Source organism: Actinomadura sp. KC345, assembly GCF_004348515.1.
In the GTDB taxonomy this organism is placed as follows: Bacteria; Actinomycetota; Actinomycetes; order Streptosporangiales; family Streptosporangiaceae; genus Spirillospora.
Window position 1 is genome coordinate 1 of record NZ_SMKH01000031.1, and the last position, 23636, is coordinate 23636.

The following is a 23636-nucleotide window of genomic DNA, read 5'->3' on the forward strand; positions in this document are numbered from 1 at the left end:
ACCCGACCGAACAAACATCCGGCCGAGCCGAAAAAGGCACTGGCTTTTAACACGCTGTTGAGTTCTCAAGAAACGGACACCCACCGCGCCGAACCCCGCTCCCGCAGGCCCCGGCTCCGGGGCAACCCTTCTAACTTACCTGATTCGCCACCGCTGTCAAGCCGATCAACCAAGATCTTTTCGACGGACGGTCAACTCACCAAGCCCCCACACAACGACACACCAACAGGCCGAAGCCCCATCAGAAGATCGTTTCGCAGGAGGCGCCCTCCGGGCCGGCCACCTCGCGGCGTCCTGCATCCCGTCTCAGGCTGTCAGACCACTGTACAACAGCCCGAGCGTGACTCGAACCGTTTTCGGAAGCCTGGTTCCCCCGGGGCCGACCGCCGCTGTGGCGTCCCGCTCCCCTGGGGCAGCAGTGACGTTATGGTCCTCCGCCGACCTCGTCAAATCGGAACGTCGGCGGCCTGCGCCACGTTGCCGTCCAGGTACCCCGAACGCCTCAATGACCTCGCTGTTCACCCGCTTCGTGGGCCGGGTCACAGTGGGGTACGGTGCGCAGACCACGCGGCCCTCGGAGCCCCCGTAGCGGGCTGCGGCGGCTTCCGGCATGGGAGCCGATCACGTCGGGAGGACGCACCTCGTGAACGTGCCCGTCGCCATCCGTGCCTCGGCGGAACGCCTGATGGTCGCCGCGACCATGGGTCCGACCATTCATCACGTGCATGCTTGGCGGTTCAAGGTCGCGTCCGGACTGATCGAAGTTCATGCCGACCCCGGCAGGCTCCGGCCGGAACGCGACCCGTCGGGGCGAAGCCTGCATCTCAGCAGTGGTGCCGCGCTCGTGAACCTGCGGCTCGCCGCCGCCCAGCTGGGACGCGAGGCCGTCGTGCGGCTCCTCCCCGACGCCGGGCGTCCTACGGTGCTCGCGACGGTGCGGCTTGCGGGGCGGCATCGGATCACGCGGGAGGAGCGCCTTCTCTACGCCGCCACACTCCGGCCCTTCATCGGGGCGAAGCCGGTGGAATGCGCCCGGCCGTCCGCCTCCCTCGTCAGCCGGCTGGGCGAGCTGGCGAAGCTGGAAGGAGCCGCGCTTCACCCGCTGCCCTCCGCACCGGACGCCATGGCTCAACGCGCGGTTCTGACCACCTACGGCGACTCCCCCGCCGAGTGGCTCCGTGCGGGGCAGGCCCTTCAGCGTCTCCTGCTGAGCGGCACGGTCCACGCGGTTTCGACCTCGTTCACCTTCGACGTCGATATCCCCGGTGTGGAGTCGGTGACACAGCCGGGCGAGGTGACGCAGGTGCTCCTGGACCTCGCGCAGCACGTGGACGTACGGCGTCTACTCAAGCCGCCGGTAGCTCGACAACACGAAGGACAGCGGCGCTGGCAGAGGGTCGGGTAGCCGCACAAGCCTTTCACGCAGCTGATCGGGCGGAACGTGATGCGCGCTGGGCCCCATCCCCACGAGCGTGGTGACCTCGTCGTGGGTCAGGAGTGCCTCGGTGTCGATCTCCTCGCGCCTGTCCAGTTTGAAGTAGCCGGCGAGTGCGGCGTCCGTGCGTTCGGTCTTGCGCTTGTCGATCGAGAGCAGCCCGAGGGACTCGACGAGCGGGCCGAGGTGCCGGGGCGACGGGGTCACGGTGACGAGCAGCGCCTCGTCGCGGAGCACGCGGTGGAACTCGGCGGCGTTGCGGGGTGCGAAGACGTTCACAACGACGTCGGCGGCTCCGTCGCTCAGCGGCAGCGGGCGCCACAGGTCCGCGACGACCGCCCCGGCGCGCGGATGCGCCTTCGCCGCCCGGCGCGCGGCGTGCTTGGAGATGTCCAGGGCGAGCCCGGCCGCGTCCGGCGACCGGTCGAGGATCCGGCTCAGGTAGTACCCGGTCCCGGCGCCCGCGTCGACGACCAAGGAAGGCTCGGCGCGTGAGATGTCGCGGGCGACACGGCCTGCGAGTGCGGTGAAATGGCCCGCCCTCAGGAACTCGTCTCGCGCCCGCACCATCTGCGGGGTGTCGGCCGTGCCCGGACGGGCGTTGCCAGGCAGCAGGTTCGCGTACCCCTGGCGCGCGATGTCGAAGGCGTGCCCTCCCGGGCACCGGAGTCCGCGGTCAGCCAGTTCGAGGTCCGCTCCGCACACGGGGCACACCAGGTATTGGACGACATCGGCGAGCATCCGTCCATCATCGACCATGGGGGATGCGGAACGGGCGGTACCGTCCGCTTCTTTGCCGTCACGCCTCCGGGGCGTCAGCGGCGCTTCCCGCGCCCGCCACCTGGGACGGCGCTTCGCCCGCGGCCCGCCACGGCGGACCGGTCCGGCCCGGTGCCCTTCAGCGCACCGGGTTCACGGGTCCGGGCCGTTCAGGATTCCGCGCGACGGCGGACGTCCTCCATGTCGAGGCCGCGCACCTGCTCGATCACGTTCTCCAGGACCGACTCGGCCACCGCGCCGGGCTCCGCGAAAACGATCATGCCGTCGCGGATCGCCATCAGGGTGGGAATCGACCTGATCCCGAACCGCTGCGACAGCTCCAGCTCGGCGTCGGTGTCGACCTTGGCGAAGACGATGTCGTCGTGCTTGTTCGCCGACCTCTCGAACACGGGCGCGAACCTCTTGCACGGTCCGCACCACTCCGCCCAGAAGTCGACCATGACGATGCCGTCGCTCTGGGCGACCTGGTCGAAGTTCTCTGCGGTGAGTGTGACCGTCGCCATGTCGGTTTCTCCTCAGTCGGGGTATCAGCACGTAGAGCGGCTAACAGCCTCGCAGTATTCCCCGCCGGGAATCACAGAGCGGTAATTAGCGTTGTCCTCGTAGGGAGATCGCACCGGAGAAGGGTCAGGATGGCTGCAACCCGTACCAAGGGCGACAGGGTCGACGTTCCCGACAAGGATCTCGTCGGAGCGTACCTCGACCGGATCGGCCGTACCCTCCTGCTCGATGCGCAGGAGGAGGTCGATCTGGCCAAGGCGATCGAAGGGGGACTGTACGCCGAACAGCTTCTCGTCGAGGGGAACGTGCCCGAAGGCACGACCCTGGAGGAGCTCGAGGCGGTGGCCACGGCGGGGCTGCGTGCCAAGCAGCGCTTCGTCGAGGCCAATCTGCGCCTCGTGGTCTCGATCGCCCGGAAGTACCCGACCGACTCGTTGCCCCTCATCGACCTCATACAAGAGGGGAACCTGGGGCTGATGCGCGCGGTGGAGAAGTTCGACTACCGCCGCGGCTTCAAGTTCTCCACATACGCCACATGGTGGATCAGGCAGGCGATCGGCCGCGGGCTCAGCCACACCGCCCGCACGATCCGGCTGCCCGTACACGTCGAGGAGGAGCTCTCCCGGCTGCGCCGCGCGGAGCGGCAGCTGGGCCGCGAGCTCGGCAGGGAGCCGACCCGCGAGGAGCTCGCCCACGCGCTCGGCGCGGAGGCCGAACATGTGGACGAGCTGCTGCGCTGGCGCCGCGACCCGGCGAGCCTGGACGCGACCGTCGACGACGCGGGCGAGACCCCGATGGGCGACCTGCTGGAGGACCCGGAGGCCGTGACACCGGAGGCCGAGATCCTCGCGCTGGACGACATCGAGGGCCTCGGACGGCTCCTGGACCGGCTGCCGGAGCGCGAATCCGCGATCCTGCGCGCCAGGTTCGGCATGGACAGCGGCCAGCCCCTGTCGTACGCGCAGATCGGCGCCCGGTACGGCCTGAGCCACAACAGGGTGAGGCAGATCACCGACCGTTCGCTGCGGCGGCTGCGGCAGCTGGCGAGCGAGGCCGACCTGAGCGGCCGCCGGGCGCTGGCGGGCGGGCCGGGCGCCGCGCGGGAGCCGGTGCGCGCGACCGCCGGGAACCGCGCGGCCTGAGGCGCCGGGCCTGCGCCCCTCCGCTCTGTGATCGACCCACGGGCGGCCCCGAAACCGGGGCCGCCCGTGCGCGTCCGTGCGTCCGCCCGTTCCGGCCGACACCCGGCGGGGCCGTGGCGCGGGCGGGCTCGTCGTCCGGCAGGGCAGGGCGTGCCATAGCCTTTCAGCGTGAGTACATCCGCCTCCGGGGAGCTTGACGCCTGGCGCTCCCTCCCCGCCCTCCAGCAGCCCGATTGGGACGACCCGGATGAGGTCCGGGCGGTCGCCGCCGAACTGGCCGCGCAGCCCCCGCTCGTCTTCGCCGGTGAGTGCGACCAGCTCAAGGCCCAGCTCGCGGACGTCGCGCGGGGCAGGGCGTTCGTCCTGCAGGGCGGCGACTGCGCCGAGACGTTCGACGGGTCGAACGCCGACGCGGTGAAGAACAAGCTCAAGACGCTGCTGCAGATGGCCGTGGTGCTCACCTACGCCGCCAGCGTGCCGGTCGTGAAGATCGGCCGTATGGCGGGCCAGTTCGCCAAGCCGCGCTCGAAGCCGGTGGAGGTCCGCGGGGGCGTGGAGCTGCCCGCGTACCGGGGCGACGCGGTCAACGGGTTCGGGTTCGACGCCGCGTCCCGGCGCAACGACCCGAACCGGCTGCTGAAGGCCTACCACTGCTCGGCGGTCACGCTGAACCTGTGCCGGGCGTTCACCAAGGGCGGGTACGCCGACCTCCGCCAGGTGCACGCCTGGAACCAGGACTTCGTGGCGCAGAGCCCGGCGGGGCGCCGCTACGAGCGCCTCGCGGGCGAGATCGACCGGGCGCTGTCGTTCATGAAGGCGTGCGGGGCCGACCCCGACGAGTTCCACGGGGTGGAGTTCTTCTCCAGCCACGAGGCGCTGCTGCTGGAGTACGAGCGGGCGCTGACCCGCATCGACCACCTCAGCGGCCTGCCGTACGACGTGTCGGCGCACTTCCTGTGGATCGGTGAGCGCACACGTCAGCTGGACGGCGCGCACGTGGAGTTCCTGCGGCAGATCCGCAACCCGATCGGGGTGAAGCTCGGCCCGACGACGTCCGCCGACGACGCCCTGGCACTGATCGACCGGCTGAACCCCGACGGTGAGGAGGGCCGGCTGACGTTCATCACCCGGATGGGCGCGGGCCGGGTCCGGGACTCGCTTCCGCCGCTGATCGAGAAGGTGCACCAGAGCGGCGCCCCGGTCGCCTGGATCTGCGACCCGATGCACGGCAACACGTTCGAGGCGCCGAGCGGGCACAAGACCCGGCGGCTGGACGACGTCCTGGACGAGGTGGCCGGCTTCTTCGAGGTCCACCGGGCGCTCGGGACGCACCCTGGAGGCATCCACATCGAGTTCACCGGCGACGACGTCACCGAGTGCGTCGGCGGCGCCCAGGGGCTGGCGGAGACCGACCTCCACCAGCGCTACGAGACGGCGTGCGACCCGCGGCTCAACCGGAGCCAGTCGCTGGACCTGGCGTTCATGGTCGCCGAGCTGTACCGCAAGTCCACCTGATCGACTCGCCCGGCGCGGCGCGCCCCCGACCGCGGGGCGCGTCCGGCGCGTGTGATCCCTCGGAAGGCTCCGGGCGGAGGCACCTTCCGGATCCGCGCGGGGGTACGTTCGGGCGGAGCCCGACGTCAGATGTCCACCTCGGCCCAGACGACCTTGCCGCCGGTCACGGGGTCGGCGCCCCAGGAGTTCGAGAAGCGGTCGACGATGAACAGGCCGCGATGCGACTCGTCCAGCGGTCCGGGGACGGTCAGCCGCGGCAGCTGGGCGGCGCGGTCGCGGACCTCGACGCGGATGCGCCCGCCGCCGCGGAGCAGGCGCAGCTCCAGTGCCGTCCCGGCGTGCCGGACGGCGTTGGCGACGAGCTCGGCCACGATCGCCGTGACGAGCTCCTCGCGGTCCATCAGGGCCCAGGTCCGCATGGTGCGGGCGGCGAGCCGCCGTGCGTACTCCACGGCCTCGGTCTGCGGCGCCGCGCGCAATGTCGTCTCGGTCATCGGGTCGGTCACTCCGCCCGCTCGCCGTTCTTCATCGTGTCTCCCTCACCGTCCACCCGCCGGGCTTCCTCCGCCGGGTCCTCGATCAGGAAGCGGTCGAGGCCGGTGGTCCGCAGCACGTTCTCGACCCGGCCGTAGGCGCCGGTGACGGTGAGCGTGGCGTTCTGCGCGCGGGCGTGCTTGTACGCGCGTACGAGAACGTTGAGACCGGAGGAGTCACAGAAATCCACCGCGGCGAGGTCGACGACGACCGCCCGCTCGCCCGCGTCCACGAGCTCGGTCAGCCGGGACCGCAGCTCGTCGGACGAGTGCAGGTCGATGGAGCCGCGCGCGGCGATCGTCGCGCGGCCGTCCTGTCGTGTCGTGTGCAAGGCAAGCCCCACGCCACCCCACCTTACCGATTGTTGGTCTCCATCATGACGCCCGCAGAACGATGAGGGCAATGTCGTCGTTCGAAGGCTCGGGGCCGAAGTCGCGCACGGCGCGCTGGATGCGGGCGGCGACGGCGCCGGCGCTCAGCCCGGTGCAGTCGGCGAGCAGGTTCTCCAGCCCGTGGCCGTCGCCGAGGAGCCGGTTGCCGGAGCGCCGCTCCGTGACGCCGTCGGTGACGCAGAGCAGGACCTCGCCGCGGCGCAGGTCGACCGTGTCGGTGTGGAACTCGACGCCGTCGAACACGCCGAGCAGCGGCTGGGGCGAGGCGCCCTCGCGGACTTCGCCGTCCGGGGCGAGCACCAGCGGGGGCGGGTGCCCCGCGCTCGTCAGCCTGATCGTCACGCCGCCGTTGCGGCGCCGGGCGGCGATCTCGCCGTGCAGGAGGGTGAGCAGGCGCCCGCGCTCGCCCTCGCCGAGGATGAGCCGGTTGAGGCGGGCGAGCACGGCGGGCACGGACATCTCCTCGGCGGCGAGGATGCGCAGCGCGTGCCGGGCGAGCCCGGTGACCGCGGCGGCCTCGGGCCCGGTGCCGCACACGTCGCCGATGGCGAACCGCCAGCGGGACGCGGACGCGGGGCCGACGGGGCGCCCCCCGCTCTCGAACACGTCGTAGAAGTCGCCGCCGACCTCACTGCCCTCACCGGCGGGCTCGTAGACGACCGCCACCTCCAGGCCGGGGATCTCGGGGATGCCCGGCGGCAGGAGGCTGCGCTGGAGCGCGCTGCTCATGGCGGTCTGCGCGGAGAACAGCCGCGCGTTGTCGACGGCGAGGGCGGCGCGGCGGCTCAGCTCCTCGGCGAGCTCGATCGCGCTGCGGGGGAACCGGTCGCCGGGCGGGCGGCCGATGACGATGGTGCCGATGCGGCGACCGCGGGCGATCAGCGGAAACGCGTAGACCTGGTCGGCGGCGGTGCCGCCGGCGGCGGCGCGGACCTCCTCGGGGGCCGTGGCGAGCCCGTTCCAGGCGCCGGGGACGTCCATCGGCGGCGCCGCGCCCGCGTGCTCGAGCAGTTCGCGGAGGCCGTCGGCGCGGTTCTCGTCGGCGTGCCACACGTAGGCGAGCCGGTCGGGCTCGGACTCGGTGACGGTGTAGACGGCGCACCAGGTGGCGAGGCGGGGGACGACGAGCTGGGCGACCAGCGCCATCGTGCGTTCCTGGTCGAGCGTTCCGGCGAGCAGGTCGCTGGCCTCGGCGACGAAGCTGAGCCAGCCGCGCCAGGACCGTTCCAACTCTCCGACCCTGGCCTTCTCCAGAGAGAGCGACATCTCGTCGGCGAGCCGGCCGATGCGGACGCCGTCGGCCTCGGCGAACCGGTCGGAACCGGACGACACGGCCACGAGGAGCCCGGTGAGGCGCCCCTGGGACTCCAGCGGAGCGGCGGCGAGGGACCCCGCCTGGAGGGCGGCGGCGGTCGGATCGGAGGCGTCGGCGGCCACCCAGGGCGAGCCGGAGCGGGCGGCGGGGGCCAGCCCGGCCACCGACAGCTCGCCGAGCGCGACGTCGGTGGCGGTTCCGGCGGAGGCGCCCATGATCAGGCGCCCGTCGCGCTCGGTCAGCAGCACGGCCGCGCCCTCGGCGGCGAGGACCTCGCGCACGTTGGCGATGCCGTCCTCCATGGACTCCACGGCCGCCGGGGACCGCAGGAGCCGGTCGCCGGCCGCGGGGACCTCCCCGGCGCCCTCGCCGAGCCGGCCCTCCCTGGCCTGGCCGCCGGATCCGGCGGGGTCGTGCGCGCTCTCGGCGGCGCCGTCGCGCGCGGCCCGCTCACGGGCGCGCTCACGCCGCGCGGCGGCGTCTCCGGCGGCCGCGCGGGCGGTCTCGGCGGAGGGCCGGGGCTCGGCGGGCTCGCCGGTGAGCGACGCGGGCGCCGGGGCGCCGCCCGCGGCTCCCGGCCGGGGCAGCCGGAACCAGACGCCCTTCGTGCGGCGGTCGTAGGAGACGCCCCAGGACACGGCGAGGCGGGAGATGGACGGCAGGCCGCGCCCGCTGGAGGCGGTGACGCCCGGCATCTCGATCCCCCGCGTGGGGTGGCGGTCGCGGACCTCGATCTTGATGTCCCCGTCCTCGAGCCGGCAGGAGACCTCGAAGGACGTGCCGGCGTAGGCGATCGCGTTGGTGGCGAGTTCGCTGGTGGCCAGGACGGCGTCGTCGGCGGCCTCCTCCATGCCCCAGTCGGCGAGCACCTTCCGGACGAACCGGCGCGCGTCCGCCACCGCCGGGGCCGCGGACGGGAAGGTGGCCGACGCCGTCTGCCGATCCAACTGTCGTCCCTCGTTCGAAGCGTCACTACCGGGCCTGGCCATCGTGACAGAACGGCCGATCGCCCGGCCACGGGACCCGTAGCCCCGGAGACGAAGCGATCCGCCCGGCCTCGGCGATGCGATCCCCGCCATGACACGACAGACCGTAACACGAAGACTACAAGCACGGATGCACGATCATTGCCATCCGTTCACCCTCGGCGTGCGAACGGCGTCCAGTTCCGCACGGCGACGTAGAGTACAGGTGCGGCCAGGAGAAGGCCCTAGAGAAGGAGTCCGTGCCATCCGGATACCCGGTATCCGGATACCCGACAATCGCGGGCCAGGAGGATGAAAGACCATGCCGCGTACCGCGTCTCGTGCACGCCCCGGCGGCGCGTACCTCGATACCACCCCTCGCTACAGCGACGCCGATCTCGAACCGCTCCTCAAGGCGCTCATCGCCGTGCGGGACGGGAAGGCGAGGTCCGAGCTGAACGTGCCGGGCGACGGCGCCGTGGCGGAGGCCGCGGCGATCCTGGAGGAGATCCGGCAGAACGGCATGGAGCTGGCGTCGGGGCTGAGCCGCGTCCGCCGCGAGATCGGCCGGGAGGGGAAGCTGCGGGGCCGCCTGACCCCGGGGGCGATGCGCGGCACCTGGGCCGCCGCCGTGGACGACGCCAACGCGATCATCGACAAGCTGACCGATCTCGCCACCGGGATGAACCAGGTCGTGGAGGCGGTGGCCGCGGGCGACCTGAGCCAGCGGGTCGAGCTGCGGGTGCGCGGCAGGCCGATGCGCGGAGAGCTGCTCCGCATGGCCAAGTCGGTCAACGGCATGGTGGAGCTGCTCGACCAGTTCACCTGGGAGGTGACCCAGTTCGCCCGCGAGGTCGGCACCGAGGGGCGGCTCGGCGGGCAGGCCCCGGCGCGCGGCATGACGGGCCGGTGGCGGGACGTGACGGCCTCGGTGAACGTGATGGCGGCGCGGCTGACCTCCCAGGTCCGCGACATCGCGGAGGTCACCACGGCGGTGGCCAGCGGCGACCTGACGCGCAAGGTCACGGTCGAGGCGACCGGTGAGCTCCAGGAGCTGAAGCTCACCGTGAACACGATGGTCGACCAGCTGTCGGCCTTCGCCGACGAGGTCACCCGCGTCGCCCGCGAGGTCGGCACCGAGGGCCAGCTGGGCGGGCAGGCGAACGTGCCCGGCGTCAGCGGGGTGTGGAAGAAGCTCACCGACAACGTCAACGCGATGGCGAACAACCTGACCTACCAGGTCCGCAACATCGCCCAGGTCACCACCGCCGTCGCCGACGGGGACCTCGGCAAGAAGATCACCGTGGACGCGCAGGGCGAGATCCTGCAGCTGAAGCTCACCGTGAACACGATGGTGGACACGCTGTCGGCCTTCGCCGACGAGGTCACCCGCGTCGCCCGCGAGGTCGGCACCGAGGGCCGCCTCGGCGGCCAGGCCCGCGTGCCGGGTGTGAGCGGCGTCTGGAAGGACCTGACCAACAACGTCAACGGGATGGCGTCCAACCTCACCTTCCAGGTCCGCAACATCGCCCAGGTCACCACCGCCGTCGCCGAGGGAGACCTCGGCAAGAAGATCACGGTGGACGCGCAGGGCGAGATCCTGGAGCTCAAGGACACCGTGAACGCGATGGTGGACACGCTGTCGTCGTTCGCCTCCGAGGTCACCCGCGTCGCCCGCGAGGTCGGCACCGAGGGCCGCCTCGGCGGCCAGGCGCGGATGCCGGACGTCAGCGGCGTCTGGAAGGACCTGACCGACAACGTCAACTCGATGGCCAACAACCTGACCACCCAGGTCCGCGGGATCGCGCAGGTCACCACGGCGGTGGCGCAGGGCGACCTGACCCGCAAGATCGAGGTGGACGCGCAGGGCGAGATCCTGCAGCTCAAGGACACCTTGAACACGATGGTCGACACGCTGTCGGCCTTCGCCGACGAGGTCAGCCGCGTCGCCCGCGAGGTCGGCACCGAGGGCCGCCTCGGCGGCCAGGCCCGGGTGCCGGGCGCGGGCGGCATGTGGAAGGACCTGACCGACAACGTCAACTCGATGGCCAACAACCTGACCACCCAGGTCCGCAACATCGCGCAGGTCACCACGGCGGTCGCGCACGGCGACCTGACGCGGCGCATCGACGTGGACGCGCAGGGCGAGATCCTGCAGCTGAAGACCACGCTGAACACGATGGTGGACACGCTGTCGTCGTTCGCCTCCGAGGTCACGCGCGTGGCCCGCGAGGTCGGCAGCGAGGGGCGCCTGGGCGGGCAGGCCGAGGTCGAGGGCGTCTCGGGCACGTGGAAGCGGCTGACCGAGAGCGTGAACGAGCTGGCCGGCAACCTGACCACCCAGGTCCGCGCGATCGGCGCGGTCGCCAGCGCGGTCGCGACCGGCGACCTCACCCGGACGATCACCGTGGAGGCGCGCGGCGAGGTCGCCGAGCTGAGCGACAACGTCAACCTGATGGTCGCGACGCTGCGCGAGACGACCCGCGCAAACGAGGAGCAGGACTGGCTCAAGACCAACCTGGCGCGCATCGGCGGGCTCATGCAGGGCCACCGGGACCTCATGCAGGTCGCCGAGCTGATCATGCGGGAGCTGACGCCGACGGCGAGCGCCCAGTTCGGCGCGTTCTACCTCGCCGAGAGCATCGGCGAGGAGACCGAGCTGGTGATGATCGCCGGGTACGGGACGCGGCGGGGCCGGGTCGGGGCCGTGCGGTTCGCGATGGGCGAGGGCCTGGTCGGGCAGGCGGCGCAGGAGCGCCGGCCGCTGCTGATCGCCGACGCCCCCGCCGACTACGTCAAGATCGGGTCGGGGCTGGGCGAGTCGTCCCCGGTCAACATCATCGTGCTGCCGATCGTGTTCGAGGACGCGGTGCTCGGCGCGATCGAGCTGGCCTCCTTCGGCCGGTTCACCGACGTCCACCTGGCCTTCTTCAGCCAGCTGATCGAGACGATCGGGGTCACGCTGAACGCGATCAGCGCCAACACCCGCACCGAGGCGCTGCTCGGCGAGTCGCAGCGGCTCGCGCAGGAACTGCAGGAGCGCTCGGACGAGCTGCAGCGCCAGCAGGGCGAGCTGCGGCACTCCAACACCGAGCTGGAGGAGAAGGCGGCGCTGCTGGCCCAGCAGAACCGCGCGATCGAGATCCAGAACTTCCAGATCGAGCAGGCCAGGCGGACGCTGGAGGAGCGCGCCGAGCAGCTGGCGATCTCCTCGCGGTACAAGTCGGAGTTCCTGGCGAACATGTCGCACGAGCTGCGCACGCCGCTGAACAGCCTGCTCGTGCTGGCCAAGCTGCTGTCGGAGAACCAGGACGGCAACCTCACCGACAAGCAGGTGGAGTTCTCCCAGACGATCCACGAGTCCGGCACCGACCTGCTGGAGCTGATCAACGACATCCTGGACCTGGCCAAGGTCGAGGCCGGGAAGATGGAGGCGAACCCGCAGCGGATCTCGGTGTCGGCGCTGGTCGACTACGTGGACGCGACGTTCCGCCCGCTGTCGGTCGACAAGGGGCTGCAGTTCGGCGTGGAGGTCGCTCCGGACGTCCCGTCGACGCTGAACACCGACGAGCAGCGGTTGCAGCAGGTGCTCCGGAACCTGCTGTCGAACGCGGTGAAGTTCACCGCCGAGGGCGAGGTGCGGCTGCTGATCGAGCGGGCCGCCGACATCGACTTCACGCTTCCCGCGCTGTGGAACACCCCCGACGTGATCGCGTTCCGGGTGATCGACACCGGCATCGGGGTGAGCTCGGACAAGCTGCAGGAGATCTTCGAGCCGTTCCAGCAGGCGGACGGGACGACGAGCCGCCGCTACGGCGGCACCGGACTCGGCCTGTCGATCAGCCGGAACATCGCGCGGCTGCTGGGCGGAGAGATCCACGCCGAGAGCCAGCCGGGCCGCGGCAGCGTGTTCACGCTCTACCTGCCCGCCCAGTACAGCGAGCGCGACGGCAGGCGGCGCGCCGTGGCGCCGGACGAGGCGGCCCGCTCGCCGGAGGGTGTGCCGGGCCTGCTGGCCGGCGACGAGCCCGCAGGCGCCCGATCCGGCGCGGTGAACGGGCCGGCGGGGGACAACGGGCTGCCGGTGGAGCAGCGCCCGCCCGGGGAACGTCCCGGTGAGCCGGAACCGGTGCTGACCGGGCTGCTGGAGGAGCCGCCCGCGGACTTCCTCGACACCGTCCTGTCCGGCCGCAAGGTCCTGATCGTCGACGACGACGTCCGGAACGTGTTCGCCTTGACTAGCGTCCTGGAGGGCTACGGCATGGAGGTCCTCTACGCCGAGGACGGGCAGGCCGGGATCGAGGTCCTGCACCGCAACCCGGACGTGGCGGCCGTGCTGATGGACGTCATGATGCCGGGCCTGGACGGCTACGCGACGACGGCCGCGATCAGGGAGATGCCGCAGTTCGCGGAACTCCCCATTATCGTGATCACTGCGAAGGTGATGAAGGGCGACCGGGAGAAGAGCCTGGAGTCCGGCGCTTCGGACTACGTGCCCAAACCCGTGGACGTCGACCATCTCCTTGACGTCATGAGGAACTGGCTGCAACCCTCCATCGTCCGCTGAGGAGAGGAGAGGCTGAGCGAAGGGTCGCCGTGCGCGCTGGTGCGGACGGGGAGTCGGGGACCGGAATCGGAGAACGCGCGTGGACGACAAGGCGAAGATCCTGCTCGTGGACGACCGCGAGGAGAACCTGATCGCGCTGGAGGCCATCCTCAGCTCGCTCGATCAGGACCTCGTCCGGGCCCGGTCCGGGGAGGACGCGCTCAAGGCGCTCCTCACCGACGAGTACGCGGTCATCCTGCTGGACGTCGTCATGCCGGGGATGGACGGGTTCGAGACGGCCCGCGACATCAAGCGCCGCAAGAAGACCCGCGACCTGCCGATCATCTTCCTCACGGCGGTCAACAGCGATCCCGACTACGCCTTCCGCGGCTACGCGGCGGGCGCGGTCGACTTCATCTCCAAGCCGTTCGACCCGTGGGTGCTGCGGGCCAAGGTGTCGGTGTTCGTGGAACTGCACAACAAGAACAAGCAGCTCCGCGACCAGACGGCGCTCCTGCGCGACCAGGCCGCCCTGCTGCGGGAGCAGTCGACGCTCCTGCGCTCGCGTCCCGCCGAGGAGGCGCCGGACCGGGTCGCCGAGCGGCTGGCGGCGGTGGAGAGGCAGGCCGAGTTGGTAGGCAAGCACGTCCCGCCGGAAGCCCGCACCGAGTTCGATGAACTGACCCGACGCCTCACGGACCTACGCCAAACCCTGAACGGCGAAACCCCGGGGGCCCGCTGAGCGGGCACTTGGTCATGCAAGCCGCGCGCACGCGGCGGCTATGCGGGTGAGGGTGCGGTCGCGGCCGAGGATCTCCAGGGACTCGAACAGCGGCAGGCCCACGGTGCGGCCGGTGACGGCCACGCGGACCGGGGCCTGGGTCTTGCCGAGCTTGAGGCCGTGCTCGGCGCCGATCCGCTCCAGCCGGTCCTTGAGCTCGCCGGCGTTCCACGGCGCGTCCCGGTAGGCGGCCTCGGTCGCGGCGAGGATGGCGGCGGCGGGCTCCTTCATGGCCTTGTTCCAGGACCTCTCGTCGGACGGCGGCTCGTCCAGGAACGCGAAGTCGATCATCGGGACGATCTCCGACAGCAGCGCGACACGGGTCTGCGCCAGCGGCGCCAGCTCGGCGAACACCGCGACGTCCGCGTCGAAGGGCGCCTCCTGGAGGAACGGCAGGCACTCGGCGATGAACTTCTCCACGGGCAGCGCGCGGATGTACTCGCCGTTGAACGCCCGCAGCTTCTTCTCGTCGAAGAACGCCGGCGAGGTGTTGACGTCCTCGATGCGGAACTCGTCGACGACCACGTCCCACGGGACGATCTCGCGGTCGCCCGACGGGGCCCAGCCGAGGAGCATCAGGTAGTTGCGCATGGCCTCGGGGAGGTAGCCCTCGGCGCGGTAGTCCTCCAGCGCGACCTTGTCGCGGCGCTTGGACAGCTTCTGCCGCTTCTCGTTCACGATGACGGGGACGTGCGCCCACACGGGCGGCTCGCCGCCGAGCGCCTCCCACAGCAGCTGCTGCTTGGGCGCGTTGGACAGGTGCTCCTCGCCGCGCACCACGTGGGTGATGCCCTGGCTCATGTCGTCGACGGCGTTGGCCAGCAGGAACGTCACCGAGCCGTCGGCGCGGGCGATGACGAAGTCCTCCAGGACGGCGTTCTCGAAGACGGGCTTGCCGCGCAGCAGGTCCACGACCGTGGTCTGGCCCTCGTCGGGGGTGCGGAAGCGGAGGGCGCGGCCGGGGCCGGCCTCCAGGCCGCGGTCGCGGCAGAACCCGTCGTAGCCCTTGTGCTGGTCGCCGGTGCGGGCCGTCACGGCCTCGCGGGTGCAGTCGCAGTAGTAGGCGCGGCCGGCGCTCCTGAGCGTCTGGACGGCCTCGGCGTGCCGGTCGGCGTTGGCCGACTGGAAGTAGGGGCCCTCGTACTGCTCGCCGTCCATCCCGAGCCAGGCCAGGGCGCGGATGATGCCCTCGGTCCACTCCGGGCTGTTGCGGGAGGCGTCGGTGTCCTCGATCCGCAGGACGAGCGTCCCGCCCGACTGCGCGGCCATCACCCAGTTGAACAGCGCGGACCGGGCGCCGCCGACATGGAACATGCCGGTCGGGGACGGGGCGAAGCGGACACGGATCGAAGAGGTCGAAGACATGCTTCAAGGGTAGGGCGCGCGGGGCCCCCTCGCGCCCGGGACCCGCGCGCCCTCGCGTCCGTTACGCCTCCGATGCGGGACGCCAGTGCGGGTCGCGCCCGGACAGCCCGACGAGCCGGTCGAGCAGCGGCGCGTCCTCCGGCACGGGCACCTCGGCGCCGAACGCCCCGTACTCGCGGCCGACCTCCGCCGTCGGCACGAGCCGCTCCCACGCGGCCCGCACGACCTCGTCCGGGAAGGCGGGCTCCCGTCCCGTGGCGACCGCGAGGTCCCAGCCGTGGGTGACCCACTCGCCATAGAGGATCCCGCCGATGAACCCGGCCGGCATCCCTTCCTTGTTGCCGGTGAGGCTGGTGCTGCCCTCCCAGGCGGCCGGGTCCTGCCAGGCCTCGGCGGTCTTGCGGACCTGCTCCTCGCACCGTTGCGCCCAGCGCGGCTCGGCGGTGAAGTCGTGGTCCTCCCCCGGCCCGGTGACCGGCTGCTTGTGCGCGGCGGCCTCGCCCCGCGCGCTCCACAGGATCAGGTGGTTGACCAGGTCCCGGACGTCCCAGCCCGCGCACGGGGTCGGGGCGTCCAGCCTCACCTCGGGAATCTCCAGGACGATCCGCGCCGCGGCCTCCGCGGCGGGAAGCATCCGGCTCCGGATGTCCACGGCCTCTCCTTCGCTCATTCGTTCGAACACGCCGTCCACGCTAGAGACCGCCGAGGGAACCGGTCTTGAACAAACGCGACACGGCTAGCCTGGGGCGATGGAACGTGCCCTACCCGGTGGAACGCGCGGCATCCTGCACGCGCGGGCGGGTCTGGAGCGCTTCCACGCCGAGCGGACCGCGCCACCGCCGCCGCTCGCCCCGTTCGTCGGCTTCTTCTGGGTGCTCCACTGGGATCTGCGCGGGAGGGCTCCGCACCGGCAGCGGCTGCTCACGCTGCCGTCCGTCCACATGACCTTCACCAGCTATCTGACCGGCGGGGCGACGAGGGCGCGGATCGTGGGCGTGGTACGCGACGAGTTCGTCGAGGAGATCGCCGACGAGGGACGTGTGGTGAGCGTGGGCTTCCGCCCCGGGGGCTTCCGGCCGTTCCTCGGCGGCGACGTGCCGGTCGCGGCGCTCACCGGGCGCTTCGCCGGGGTCGACGAGGTGTTCGGCGCGGACGGGCTCGCGCTCGCCGCCGAGATCTTCGCCGCGCCCGGCGCCGAGGAGGGGCTCGGGCTGCTGCGGGAGTTCCTGCTCGCGCGGCGGCCCGCGCCCGACCCGTCCGCGGAGCGGGCCGCGTCCATCGTCGAGCGGATCTCGGCGCGGCCGGGACTGCTGCGGGTGGACGAGCTGGCCGAGGACGTGGGGCTGAGCCCGCGCGGCCTGCAGCGGCTGTTCCACGAGTATGTGGGCATCGGCCCGAAGTGGGTCATCCGGCGGTTCCGGATGCAGGAGGCCCACGAGCGGGCCGCGTCCGGCTCGGAGGTCGACTGGGCGGAGCTCGCCGCCGAGCTGGGCTACGCCGACCAGGCGCACTTCACCCGCGACTTCACCGCGGCCGTCGGGACGTCACCCGCGAGATACGCGCGGGAGGCGGGCGCGGACCGGGAGGCGGGAGCCTGACCGCGGAGGCGGGCCTGGCACCATCGATCCATGACCGACCCCCTCGATCCGCCCGGCGCCCCTCGCGGCCCGCTCGACGACCTCGCCGCGTTCCGGAGCGTCGCCGCCGGGCGGCTCGGCCCGTTCGAGCACACGACGGTTCCGGACGCGCCCGGCCTGCGCCGCGCCGGCGTCGTCCTGTGCGCGGTGGAGCACGAGGGCGTCCCCTCCGTGATCCTGATCAAGCGCGCCTACCGGGGGCGGAACGCGGGCCAGTGGGGGCTGCCCGGTGGCGGGCTGGAGGACGGCGAGACGCCCGAGGAGGCGGCGCTGCGGGAGCTGAACGAGGAGATCGGCCTGACCGCCGGGCCCGGCGACGTCCTCGGGCGGCTCGACGACTTCCCCGCCGCCTCCGGCTTCTCGATCACCCCGATCGTGGTGGTGCTGGAGGATCCGGGGCCGCTCACGCCGAGCCCGGACGAGGTCCACTCCGTCCACCACACGAGCCTGCGGAGGCTCGCCGACGACGACACGCCGAAATGGGTCCCGCAGCCCGGCGGAGGGTATCTGCTGCAGATGTGGCTGGGGCCCCGATGGCGTGTCCACGCCCCGACCGGCGCGATGCTGTGGCAGTTCCGCGAGGTGGTGCTGCTCGGGCGGAACGTCAGGGTCGCCGACTTCGTCCAGCCCGACTGGACCCGCGACTGAACCCGGCACCGGGACGGGCGGGCGTCAGAACGTCCCGCCGTCGATGACGACGCGCTGGGCGGTGACGTAGGACGCGGCGTCGGAGACGAGGAACCGGACGACGTCTGCGACCTCCTCGGGCGTGCACACGTGCCCGTAGGGGGACGAGGCGTCCGCCTGCCGGATGTCCTCGATGCCCGCGGTGGCGCGCACCAGCCGCCGCCCCATGTCGGTGTCGACCACCCCGGGAGCGACGACGTTGACGTGCATGCCGTGGCGGCGCTCCTCCTTGGCGATGGTCTGCGCGAGCGCCTCCATCGCGGCCTTGCCCATCGAGTAGGGGCCGCTGAACGGCGGCATGCCGTCGGTGATCACGCTGGAGACGAACACCATGTCGCTGCGTTCGGCGCGGCGCATCAGCGGCAGCAGCGCCTGGCTCAGGTGGTGCGGGCCGAACGCGTGCACCCGCAGGACCCGCTCCAGCTCGGCGGGGTCGGTGTCGGCGACGCTGTGGCCGCGGCTGGCGATCCCGGCGCTGTGCACCAGGATGTCGAGGGCGCCGAGGTCCGACTCGACCCGGCGTGCCAGGGCGCGGCACTCCTCCAGGTCGTCGACCGACGCGCGGAAGGCGTGGCCGCGCACGCCCTCGGCCTCGACGGCGGCGGCGGTCTTGTGCGCGGCGTCCTCGTCCCTCCGGTAGGCGACGGCCACGTCGGCGCCGTCCGCGGCCAGGGCCAGGGCGATCGCCCGGCCGATGCCCCGGCCGCCCCCGGTGACCAGGGCGGTACGACCGGCGAGAGAACCCATGGGACGCTCCTTCGTCAGGGGCCTACGGCAGTGGCCCCATCTTGCCCGTTCGCGGCCCGCCGCGGTAAGCGGCCCCTGACGAAGGATGCCGGAGACAGGCTGCCGGAGACTACGCCGGCCGCGCCTCGATGACGTGGTACGCGGACGGCGGCAGCGGCCCGGTCAGCGAGACCGCGGTGAGCCCGGCGCCCTCCAGCAGCTCCCGGAACTCGGCCTCGGTGCGTTCGCGCCCGCCGGTCGAGACGAGCATGTTGAGGTCGTTGTGGACGACGCCCCGGGTCTCCGGCGTGACGATCTCCGGCATGACCTGCTCCAGCACGAGCACCCGGGCGTCGGGGCGCATCGCCGCGCGGACGTTCCGCAGGATCGCGGTGGCCTTCTCGTCGTGCCAGTCGTGGATGACGCTCTTGAGGACGTAGGCGTCCGCGCCTTCGGGGACGGCCTCGAAGAAGTCGCCGGGGACGGTCTCGGCCCGGTCCGCGACGTCCTCCAGCGGACCGGACGCGGCGGCGAGGCCGGCGGGCAGGTCGAAGAGCATTCCGCGCAGTCCGGGGTTGGCGCGCAGGATCGCGGCGAGCAGCGTCCCGTCACCGCCGCCGAGATCCGCGACCGTCCCGTAGCGGCCGAAGTCGTGGGCCTCGATGATCCCGGGTGCGACGGCCCGGGTGTGCTCGGCCATGGCCTCGTTGAACGTCGCCGACAGCTCCTCGTTCGATTCGAAGTACTCGAAGGACGTCGTCCCCGTGACCCGTTTCCACGCGTACTCCCCCGTGCGCAGCGTCTCGGTCATGTCGCCCCACGTCCGCCACACGTCCGGGCCGCAGAACAGCCTGACCAGCGCCCGGATGGAGTCCGGGGCGTCGGTGCGGAGCCGCTGCCCCTCGGCGGTGAGCGCGAACAGGTCGCGCTCCTTCTGCTCCACGACGCCCAGCCCGGTGAGGCCGCGCAGCAACCGGTACAAGGAAGGCGCGTGGGTACCGGTCTCCCTCGCCAGTTCGGCGCTCGGCCTCGGCCCGTCCGCGAGGGCGTCGGCCAGCCCGATCTCCGCGGCCACGTGAAGCATCTGCGCCGGCATGTATCCGAAGGCCAGGTCCAGCAGTGGTGATCTCGACATCGTCGGCTCCCTTCGTCGTCATCCCGACGCTATGGAGCCGTATCCCCCGCCGTATTGGACGAATGCAACCACCGGCCGGGACAGGTCAGCGGCCGAGGGCGCGCAGCCAGGTCGCGGCGGCCGCGATGTGCTCGTCGGTCAGCCCGCTCACCGGGTCGATCTCCACGAGCAGGTGCTCGGCGACGTCCGGTTCGCCGGCGATGCACTCGGTGGCGTCCGGCTCGTCCTCGAACCAGACGAACGGCCTGCCCTCGGTCCAGGCGGCGACGTGGCGGGCCTTCCACGCGCCGAGTGAGCGCGCCTCCTCGGTACCGGGGAACTGCGGGATCGGGACGAACGGCAGCTCCGGCAGCCCGATCCTCGGCGCGATCCACTCGTTGGCGTTGTCGCACCAGTAGCTCGCCCAGGCCAGCTCGGCGCCGGACGACTCGGCCAGCTCCAGGAGGGACCGGCCGTGAGAGGCGTTGAGCCAGAGCTCGAAACTCACGCCGTTCGGCGAGCAGCGATGGCGTTTGTAGCCCCGATGGGGCCTTTCGAATGGGTTGAGAACCCCGTCCACGTCCAGAAGAACCACCGGCGACCCCATACTCCGGACCGTACGGCATGGAGGCCCGCCCGTCTAAGGCCCCTCCTCCGGCCCGCGCCCGCCACCGATCGGGGGACGAGGCGGCGCGCGGATCGGTGTCGGAGGGCCCGCGTAAAGTGGGCGGCCGGACAACGAGGAGCACGGATGACCCACGAACTCACGCTGATGGCCGTGCACGCCCACCCCGACGACGAGGTGCTGGGAACCGGCGGCCTGCTCGCCCGCTGCGCCGCCGAGGGCATCCGCACGGTGCTGGTGACCTGCACCAACGGGGAGCAGGGCGACGACTCCGGCGGCGTGAAGCCCGGCGAGCCGGGCCACGACGCCGCCGAGGTCGCCGAGCGGCGCCTCGCCGAGCTGCGCGAGTCGGCGGGCCTGCTCGGCATCGGGCACCTGGAACCGCTCGGCTACCGCGACTCAGGCATGGAGGGCTGGTCGGCCAACGACGACCCCGAGGCGTTCGCGAACGTCCCGACGGCCGAGGCCGCCGGCCGGCTCGCCGAGCTGATGGAGCGCTACCGGCCGCAGGTCGTCGTCACCTACGACGAGAACGGCGGCTACGGGCACCCCGACCACATCCAGGCCCACCGCATCGCGCTGGCCGCGGCCGAGAAGAGCGGCGTGCCGGACAAGCTGTACTACACCGCCATTCCCCGCTCGGGCATCAAGCAGATGTTCGAGAGCGTCCGGGAGGCGGGCGTGGAGATCGATTTCGACCCGCCCGAGGACTTCGGCACGCCCGACGAGCTGATCACCAGCGTGGTCGACGTGTCCGCGCACGTGGAGGCCAAGCGAAAGGCCCTCCAGGCGCACGCGAGCCAGGGCGAGAACATCTTCCTGCTGCGGCTGCCGGAGGAGATGCAGCAGGCGGCGTTCTCGTTCGAGACCTTCGTCCGCCACTACTGCCGCGTCGCGGCGCCCGAGAAGGAGGAGGACCTGTTCGAAGGCCTCAGGTGACCCGTGCCTGGGCCCGGTAGTGGTCGAGGACGTCCTGGCGCAGCAGGTAGCCGAACCCGGTGCGCTCAAGCCTGAGCGCCAGCGTCGCCTCGTCGGTGCCCAGGGAGGCCGCCGCGGCGTCCAGCCGCCACTGGTGCGCGGCAAGCCGCTTGAGGAGGAAGCCGCGCTTGACCTGCGCGTCGGAGAGCCGGAATGTCTTCATGTAGGCGACGCGGCCGTCGGCGCCGGTGATGGTCTCGCCGATGTGGTTCTCCTTGCGCAGGCCGAACGACGGCAGGAACCGCGACAGCTCGAAGCCGTTCAGGTACTGGACCACCTGCCGGGACCCGTCCTCGTCGAAGAGCTGCCCGGCCATGAGGTCGTCGTGGAAGGCGGCCCGCTCCGCCCGCCGCCTCCGCGCCGCCGCCCGCAGGTCCCCGAGCGAGCGGACCTCCGTGTCGTCGATTCCCGCCGACAGGTCGGCCGCGGGCGCCCGCAGCAGCCCGAACATGTAGATCAGCTCGCCGAAGAGGTCCTCGACCAGCGTCGGGTGCAGCGCCCGGTAGTCGTCGGGATGCGGCACGACGAACGCGCTCGCCAGCGCGTCCGCGACGTACACCAGCACGCCGCACTGCCCCGGATGGATCTCGAAGAGCCGCAGGGCGTCCTCCAGCCCCCGCACCTGGAGCCCGAGGTAGGTCTCCTCGTACCGGGGCGACAGACCGTGTGCGACGGCCCGGTGCGACCACTCCTCCCAGGCGATCTCCGGGCCGCCGAAGTGCAGCGCGAGGTAGCCCTCGACGGCCAGGTGCAGCGGCAGGAAGCGGAGCCGGTCCTTGCCCGTCCTGCGCGCCATCCGCTTCATGCGCCGCGTCGCCCGTACCGGCATGCACGGCAGGACGGCGGCGCCGTCGTGCTCCAGCAGCCGCGTGCCGTAGGAGGCCGCGGGCATCAGGGCGTTCTCACTCCAGGTCGCCACGAACGCGTGCGGGACGTAGGCGGTGTACAGCGTCCCGTCGCCGACCTCGACCACCGACACCGGCTCGTCGTGGACCTTCCGGTGCAGGCGCAGATGCGGGACTGGCTCGTCCCGGACGAGCGGGACGAGCCGCACGCCGCCCCACGTCTGCGCGGGCCTGGTCTCCAGCCCCTCCAGGCGGAAGGTCATCAGCGATCCCCCAGGAATCGGGCGGTCCGGTCGTCCAGATGGGACCGCAGCTGCTCCAGGCCGACCCGTCCCTCGGCGAACCGGCCCAGCTCGACCAGCGTCGGCAGGTCCTCGGCGTCCCGGATGCCCGCTGTCGGCACGGTCGGCGCCAGCCGCCGCACGTCGAAGTCGTCGGCGTCGTACACCGGGTTCAGGTGGGCGATCAGCACGCGCTGCCCGGCCGCCCGCCGGTGCCCGGGGTCGAGCCTCGTCCGCCAGATCCGCAGGACGTCACCGGCGAGGCCGGGCGGCGCGTTGTCCACGCCGTCCGAGACGATGATGAGCCGCTCGGGCCCGGTCTCCAGCGCGTCGATGATCCGCTCCCCCAGCGGCGTCGGGCCGAACGGGTACAGCAGAAGCTCGTCGGTGCGTCCCGACGTCCACAGCGGCGTGTACTTCTTCGCGAGCGCCTCCAGCAGGTAGTGCGAGGCGAGGGCGACCGCCAGCGGGCGCCGCCGCTTCTGCCCCGACCCCATCGCCGAGTAGCTGTCGTCCAGGACCGCGGCGACCCTCCCCCACGATCCGCGCGCCGCTCCCGCCACCCGCCGCGCGGCGGTGCGCAGCGCGCCGGTCAGCTCCGCCCGCCGCTCCGCCCTCGCGTCCAGCGGCAGGGACAGCACGTACGAGGCGAGCCGCGTCAGGGGCATCGCTCCCAGGTCCGTGCGGACCGCCTCTCCGCCGCGCGCCTGCAGGCGGAGCCGCTCCAGCCGGGTCATCCTCGGCTCGATGCGCTCCAGGAACACTTCGCGCGGAATCCCGTGCTTGGCCGCGAACCCCTCCGCGACGGTGTAGGGCAGCTCGTAGACCGCGGCCCGCTCGTAGTGCGCCCGGCGCCACTGCTCGAAGATCGGCGTCGTGTACGCCTTGACGCTGAACGGGGCGAACAGGAAGGTGCCCTGCTCCCCGCGGAGCCGCAGATGCGCGTGCCGCGCCGCGATCTTCACCGCTCCCCTGTACTTGACGGAGTCGAACGCCGGGTCACGGCGCCCGGCCATCCAGTCCCGGATGATGGCGCGGGTCCGCCGGTTGTTGACGCCGTGCCGCCGCAGCTCCCGGAACACCCGGTAGACCCGGTGCTGCGGCATCGTCTCCAGCCGCCGCGCGATCAGCCGCCCCTCGTACCGGCGCGCGTCGATCCCGACGTCCCCCGCCCGCACCAGCAGGTTCCGGATGATGATCGCCGCATTGTGATCGTTGACGTCCAATGCGAGGGCGGCCGCGTACACCTCGCGGTAATTCACGAGCATGTATTCGTGCAGGAAATCGAGGCTGAGCCGCTGATCACCGGCATGGCGCTGGAATTCCCGCTGCCCGGTCGACGTGATCGCCGCGTTGACGAACATCAGCGCGTCCTCGCACGCGACGAGTTCCGCGAACGTGTCGATCATGTTCTTTTCCAGGTCGGGAGGCAAGGGGGCCGGCCGGGGAAGGAGGGCGCGAACAGCGAATCA

20 protein-coding genes are annotated in these 23636 nt (G+C 71.9%); 8 read left to right on the forward strand and 12 right to left on the reverse strand.

Going from position 1 to position 23636, the window contains the following annotated elements:
* Positions 1-643: 643 nt before the first annotated feature.
* Positions 644-1405 carry a hypothetical protein gene (locus tag E1281_RS07940; RefSeq protein ID WP_131876498.1) on the forward strand — a complete coding sequence of 254 codons (762 nt, stop codon included), beginning with the start codon at positions 644-646 and terminating at the stop codon, positions 1403-1405.
* Here E1281_RS07940 and E1281_RS07945 read toward each other — a convergent pair.
* On the reverse strand, positions 1343-2176 hold the full coding sequence (locus tag E1281_RS07945; protein ID WP_131876536.1) for a putative RNA methyltransferase: 834 nt from the start codon (positions 2174-2176) through the stop codon (positions 1343-1345). The two genes, E1281_RS07940 and E1281_RS07945, sit on opposite strands and share 63 nt — an antisense overlap.
* A 188-nt stretch (positions 2177-2364) precedes the next feature.
* On the reverse strand, positions 2365-2718 hold the full coding sequence (gene trxA / locus E1281_RS07950; protein WP_131876499.1) for a thioredoxin: 354 nt from the start codon (positions 2716-2718) through the stop codon (positions 2365-2367).
* A gap of 129 nt (positions 2719-2847) precedes the next feature.
* Here trxA and E1281_RS07955 point away from each other — a divergent pair, with 129 nt between their 5' ends.
* Both E1281_RS07955 and E1281_RS07960 read left to right on the forward strand, forming a co-directional pair.
* Positions 2848-3858: a sigma-70 family RNA polymerase sigma factor gene (locus E1281_RS07955; protein WP_131876500.1), complete on the forward strand. Its 1011-nt coding sequence runs from the start codon at positions 2848-2850 to the stop codon at positions 3856-3858.
* A 168-nt stretch (positions 3859-4026) separates the two neighbouring features.
* Positions 4027-5373, forward strand: a complete 1347-nt coding sequence (locus E1281_RS07960) for a 3-deoxy-7-phosphoheptulonate synthase class II (RefSeq protein WP_131876501.1) — start codon at positions 4027-4029, stop codon at positions 5371-5373.
* Positions 5374-5498: 125 nt separating this feature from the next.
* On the opposite strand, the gene E1281_RS07965 is transcribed toward E1281_RS07960, so the two are convergent.
* Genes E1281_RS07965 through E1281_RS07975 form a run of 3 tightly spaced genes read right to left on the reverse strand, consistent with a single transcriptional unit; the run spans position 5499 to position 8561 of the window.
* Positions 5499-5867, reverse strand: a complete 369-nt coding sequence (locus tag E1281_RS07965) for an ATP-binding protein (RefSeq protein WP_243716699.1) — start codon at positions 5865-5867, stop codon at positions 5499-5501.
* A gap of 8 nt (positions 5868-5875) precedes the next feature.
* Positions 5876-6250 carry an STAS domain-containing protein gene (locus E1281_RS07970; RefSeq protein ID WP_131876503.1) on the reverse strand — a complete coding sequence of 125 codons (375 nt, stop codon included), beginning with the start codon at positions 6248-6250 and terminating at the stop codon, positions 5876-5878.
* 31 nt (positions 6251-6281) lie between these two features.
* Entirely contained in the window at positions 6282-8561 is a 2280-nt protein-coding gene (locus tag E1281_RS07975; RefSeq protein WP_243716700.1) for a SpoIIE family protein phosphatase, read from the reverse strand.
* Between the two features lie 340 nt (positions 8562-8901).
* Here E1281_RS07975 and E1281_RS07980 point away from each other — a divergent pair, with 340 nt between their 5' ends.
* The gene (locus E1281_RS07980) at positions 8902-13146 is read left to right on the forward strand and encodes a HAMP domain-containing protein (protein WP_131876505.1); all 4245 of its coding nucleotides are present in this window, start codon (positions 8902-8904) and stop codon (positions 13144-13146) included.
* A 79-nt stretch (positions 13147-13225) separates the two neighbouring features.
* On the forward strand, positions 13226-13867 hold the full coding sequence (locus E1281_RS07985; RefSeq protein ID WP_131876506.1) for a response regulator: 642 nt from the start codon (positions 13226-13228) through the stop codon (positions 13865-13867).
* Positions 13868-13879: 12 nt separating this feature from the next.
* Here E1281_RS07985 and gltX read toward each other — a convergent pair whose 3' ends face one another.
* Together gltX and E1281_RS07995 are read right to left on the reverse strand one after the other, a co-directional pair.
* Positions 13880-15271, reverse strand: a complete 1392-nt coding sequence (gene gltX, locus E1281_RS07990; protein ID WP_131876507.1) for a glutamate--tRNA ligase — start codon at positions 15269-15271, stop codon at positions 13880-13882.
* 61 nt (positions 15272-15332) lie between these two features.
* Positions 15333-15923, reverse strand: coding sequence for a TIGR03086 family metal-binding protein (locus E1281_RS07995; protein ID WP_243716702.1), 591 nt, complete (start codon positions 15921-15923; stop codon positions 15333-15335).
* A gap of 97 nt (positions 15924-16020) precedes the next feature.
* Between E1281_RS07995 and E1281_RS08000 the strand changes: the two genes are divergently transcribed.
* Positions 16021-16869 carry an AraC family transcriptional regulator gene (locus E1281_RS08000; RefSeq protein ID WP_131876508.1) on the forward strand — a complete coding sequence of 283 codons (849 nt, stop codon included), beginning with the start codon at positions 16021-16023 and terminating at the stop codon, positions 16867-16869.
* A gap of 30 nt (positions 16870-16899) precedes the next feature.
* Complete coding sequence (locus tag E1281_RS08005; RefSeq protein WP_131876509.1) at positions 16900-17556, forward strand: CoA pyrophosphatase; 657 nt, start codon at positions 16900-16902, stop codon at positions 17554-17556.
* A gap of 24 nt (positions 17557-17580) precedes the next feature.
* Here E1281_RS08005 and E1281_RS08010 read toward each other — a convergent pair whose 3' ends face one another.
* The 3 genes from E1281_RS08010 to E1281_RS08020 form a co-directional block, all read right to left on the reverse strand.
* Positions 17581-18342, reverse strand: a complete 762-nt coding sequence (locus E1281_RS08010) for an SDR family oxidoreductase (RefSeq protein ID WP_131876510.1) — start codon at positions 18340-18342, stop codon at positions 17581-17583.
* Positions 18343-18451: 109 nt separating this feature from the next.
* The gene (locus tag E1281_RS08015) at positions 18452-19456 is read right to left on the reverse strand and encodes a methyltransferase (RefSeq protein ID WP_131876511.1); all 1005 of its coding nucleotides are present in this window, start codon (positions 19454-19456) and stop codon (positions 18452-18454) included.
* An 85-nt stretch (positions 19457-19541) separates the two neighbouring features.
* The gene (locus tag E1281_RS08020; RefSeq protein ID WP_131876512.1) at positions 19542-20042 is read right to left on the reverse strand and encodes an HAD domain-containing protein; all 501 of its coding nucleotides are present in this window, start codon (positions 20040-20042) and stop codon (positions 19542-19544) included.
* 144 nt (positions 20043-20186) lie between these two features.
* On the opposite strand from E1281_RS08020, the gene E1281_RS08025 reads away from it, so the two are divergent.
* Positions 20187-20999 carry a PIG-L family deacetylase gene (locus E1281_RS08025; protein ID WP_131876513.1) on the forward strand — a complete coding sequence of 271 codons (813 nt, stop codon included), beginning with the start codon at positions 20187-20189 and terminating at the stop codon, positions 20997-20999.
* On the opposite strand, the gene E1281_RS08030 is transcribed toward E1281_RS08025, so the two are convergent.
* Together E1281_RS08030 and E1281_RS08035 are read right to left on the reverse strand one after the other, a co-directional pair.
* Positions 20992-22146 (reverse strand): hypothetical protein, encoded by a 1155-nt coding sequence (locus E1281_RS08030; protein ID WP_131876514.1) that lies wholly within the window; start codon positions 22144-22146, stop codon positions 20992-20994. The two genes, E1281_RS08025 and E1281_RS08030, sit on opposite strands and share 8 nt — an antisense overlap.
* Positions 22146-23573, reverse strand: a complete 1428-nt coding sequence (locus E1281_RS08035; RefSeq protein ID WP_207943171.1) for a hypothetical protein — start codon at positions 23571-23573, stop codon at positions 22146-22148. Before E1281_RS08035 ends, E1281_RS08030 begins: the two co-directional genes overlap by 1 nt.
* Positions 23574-23636: the final 63 nt, after the last annotated feature.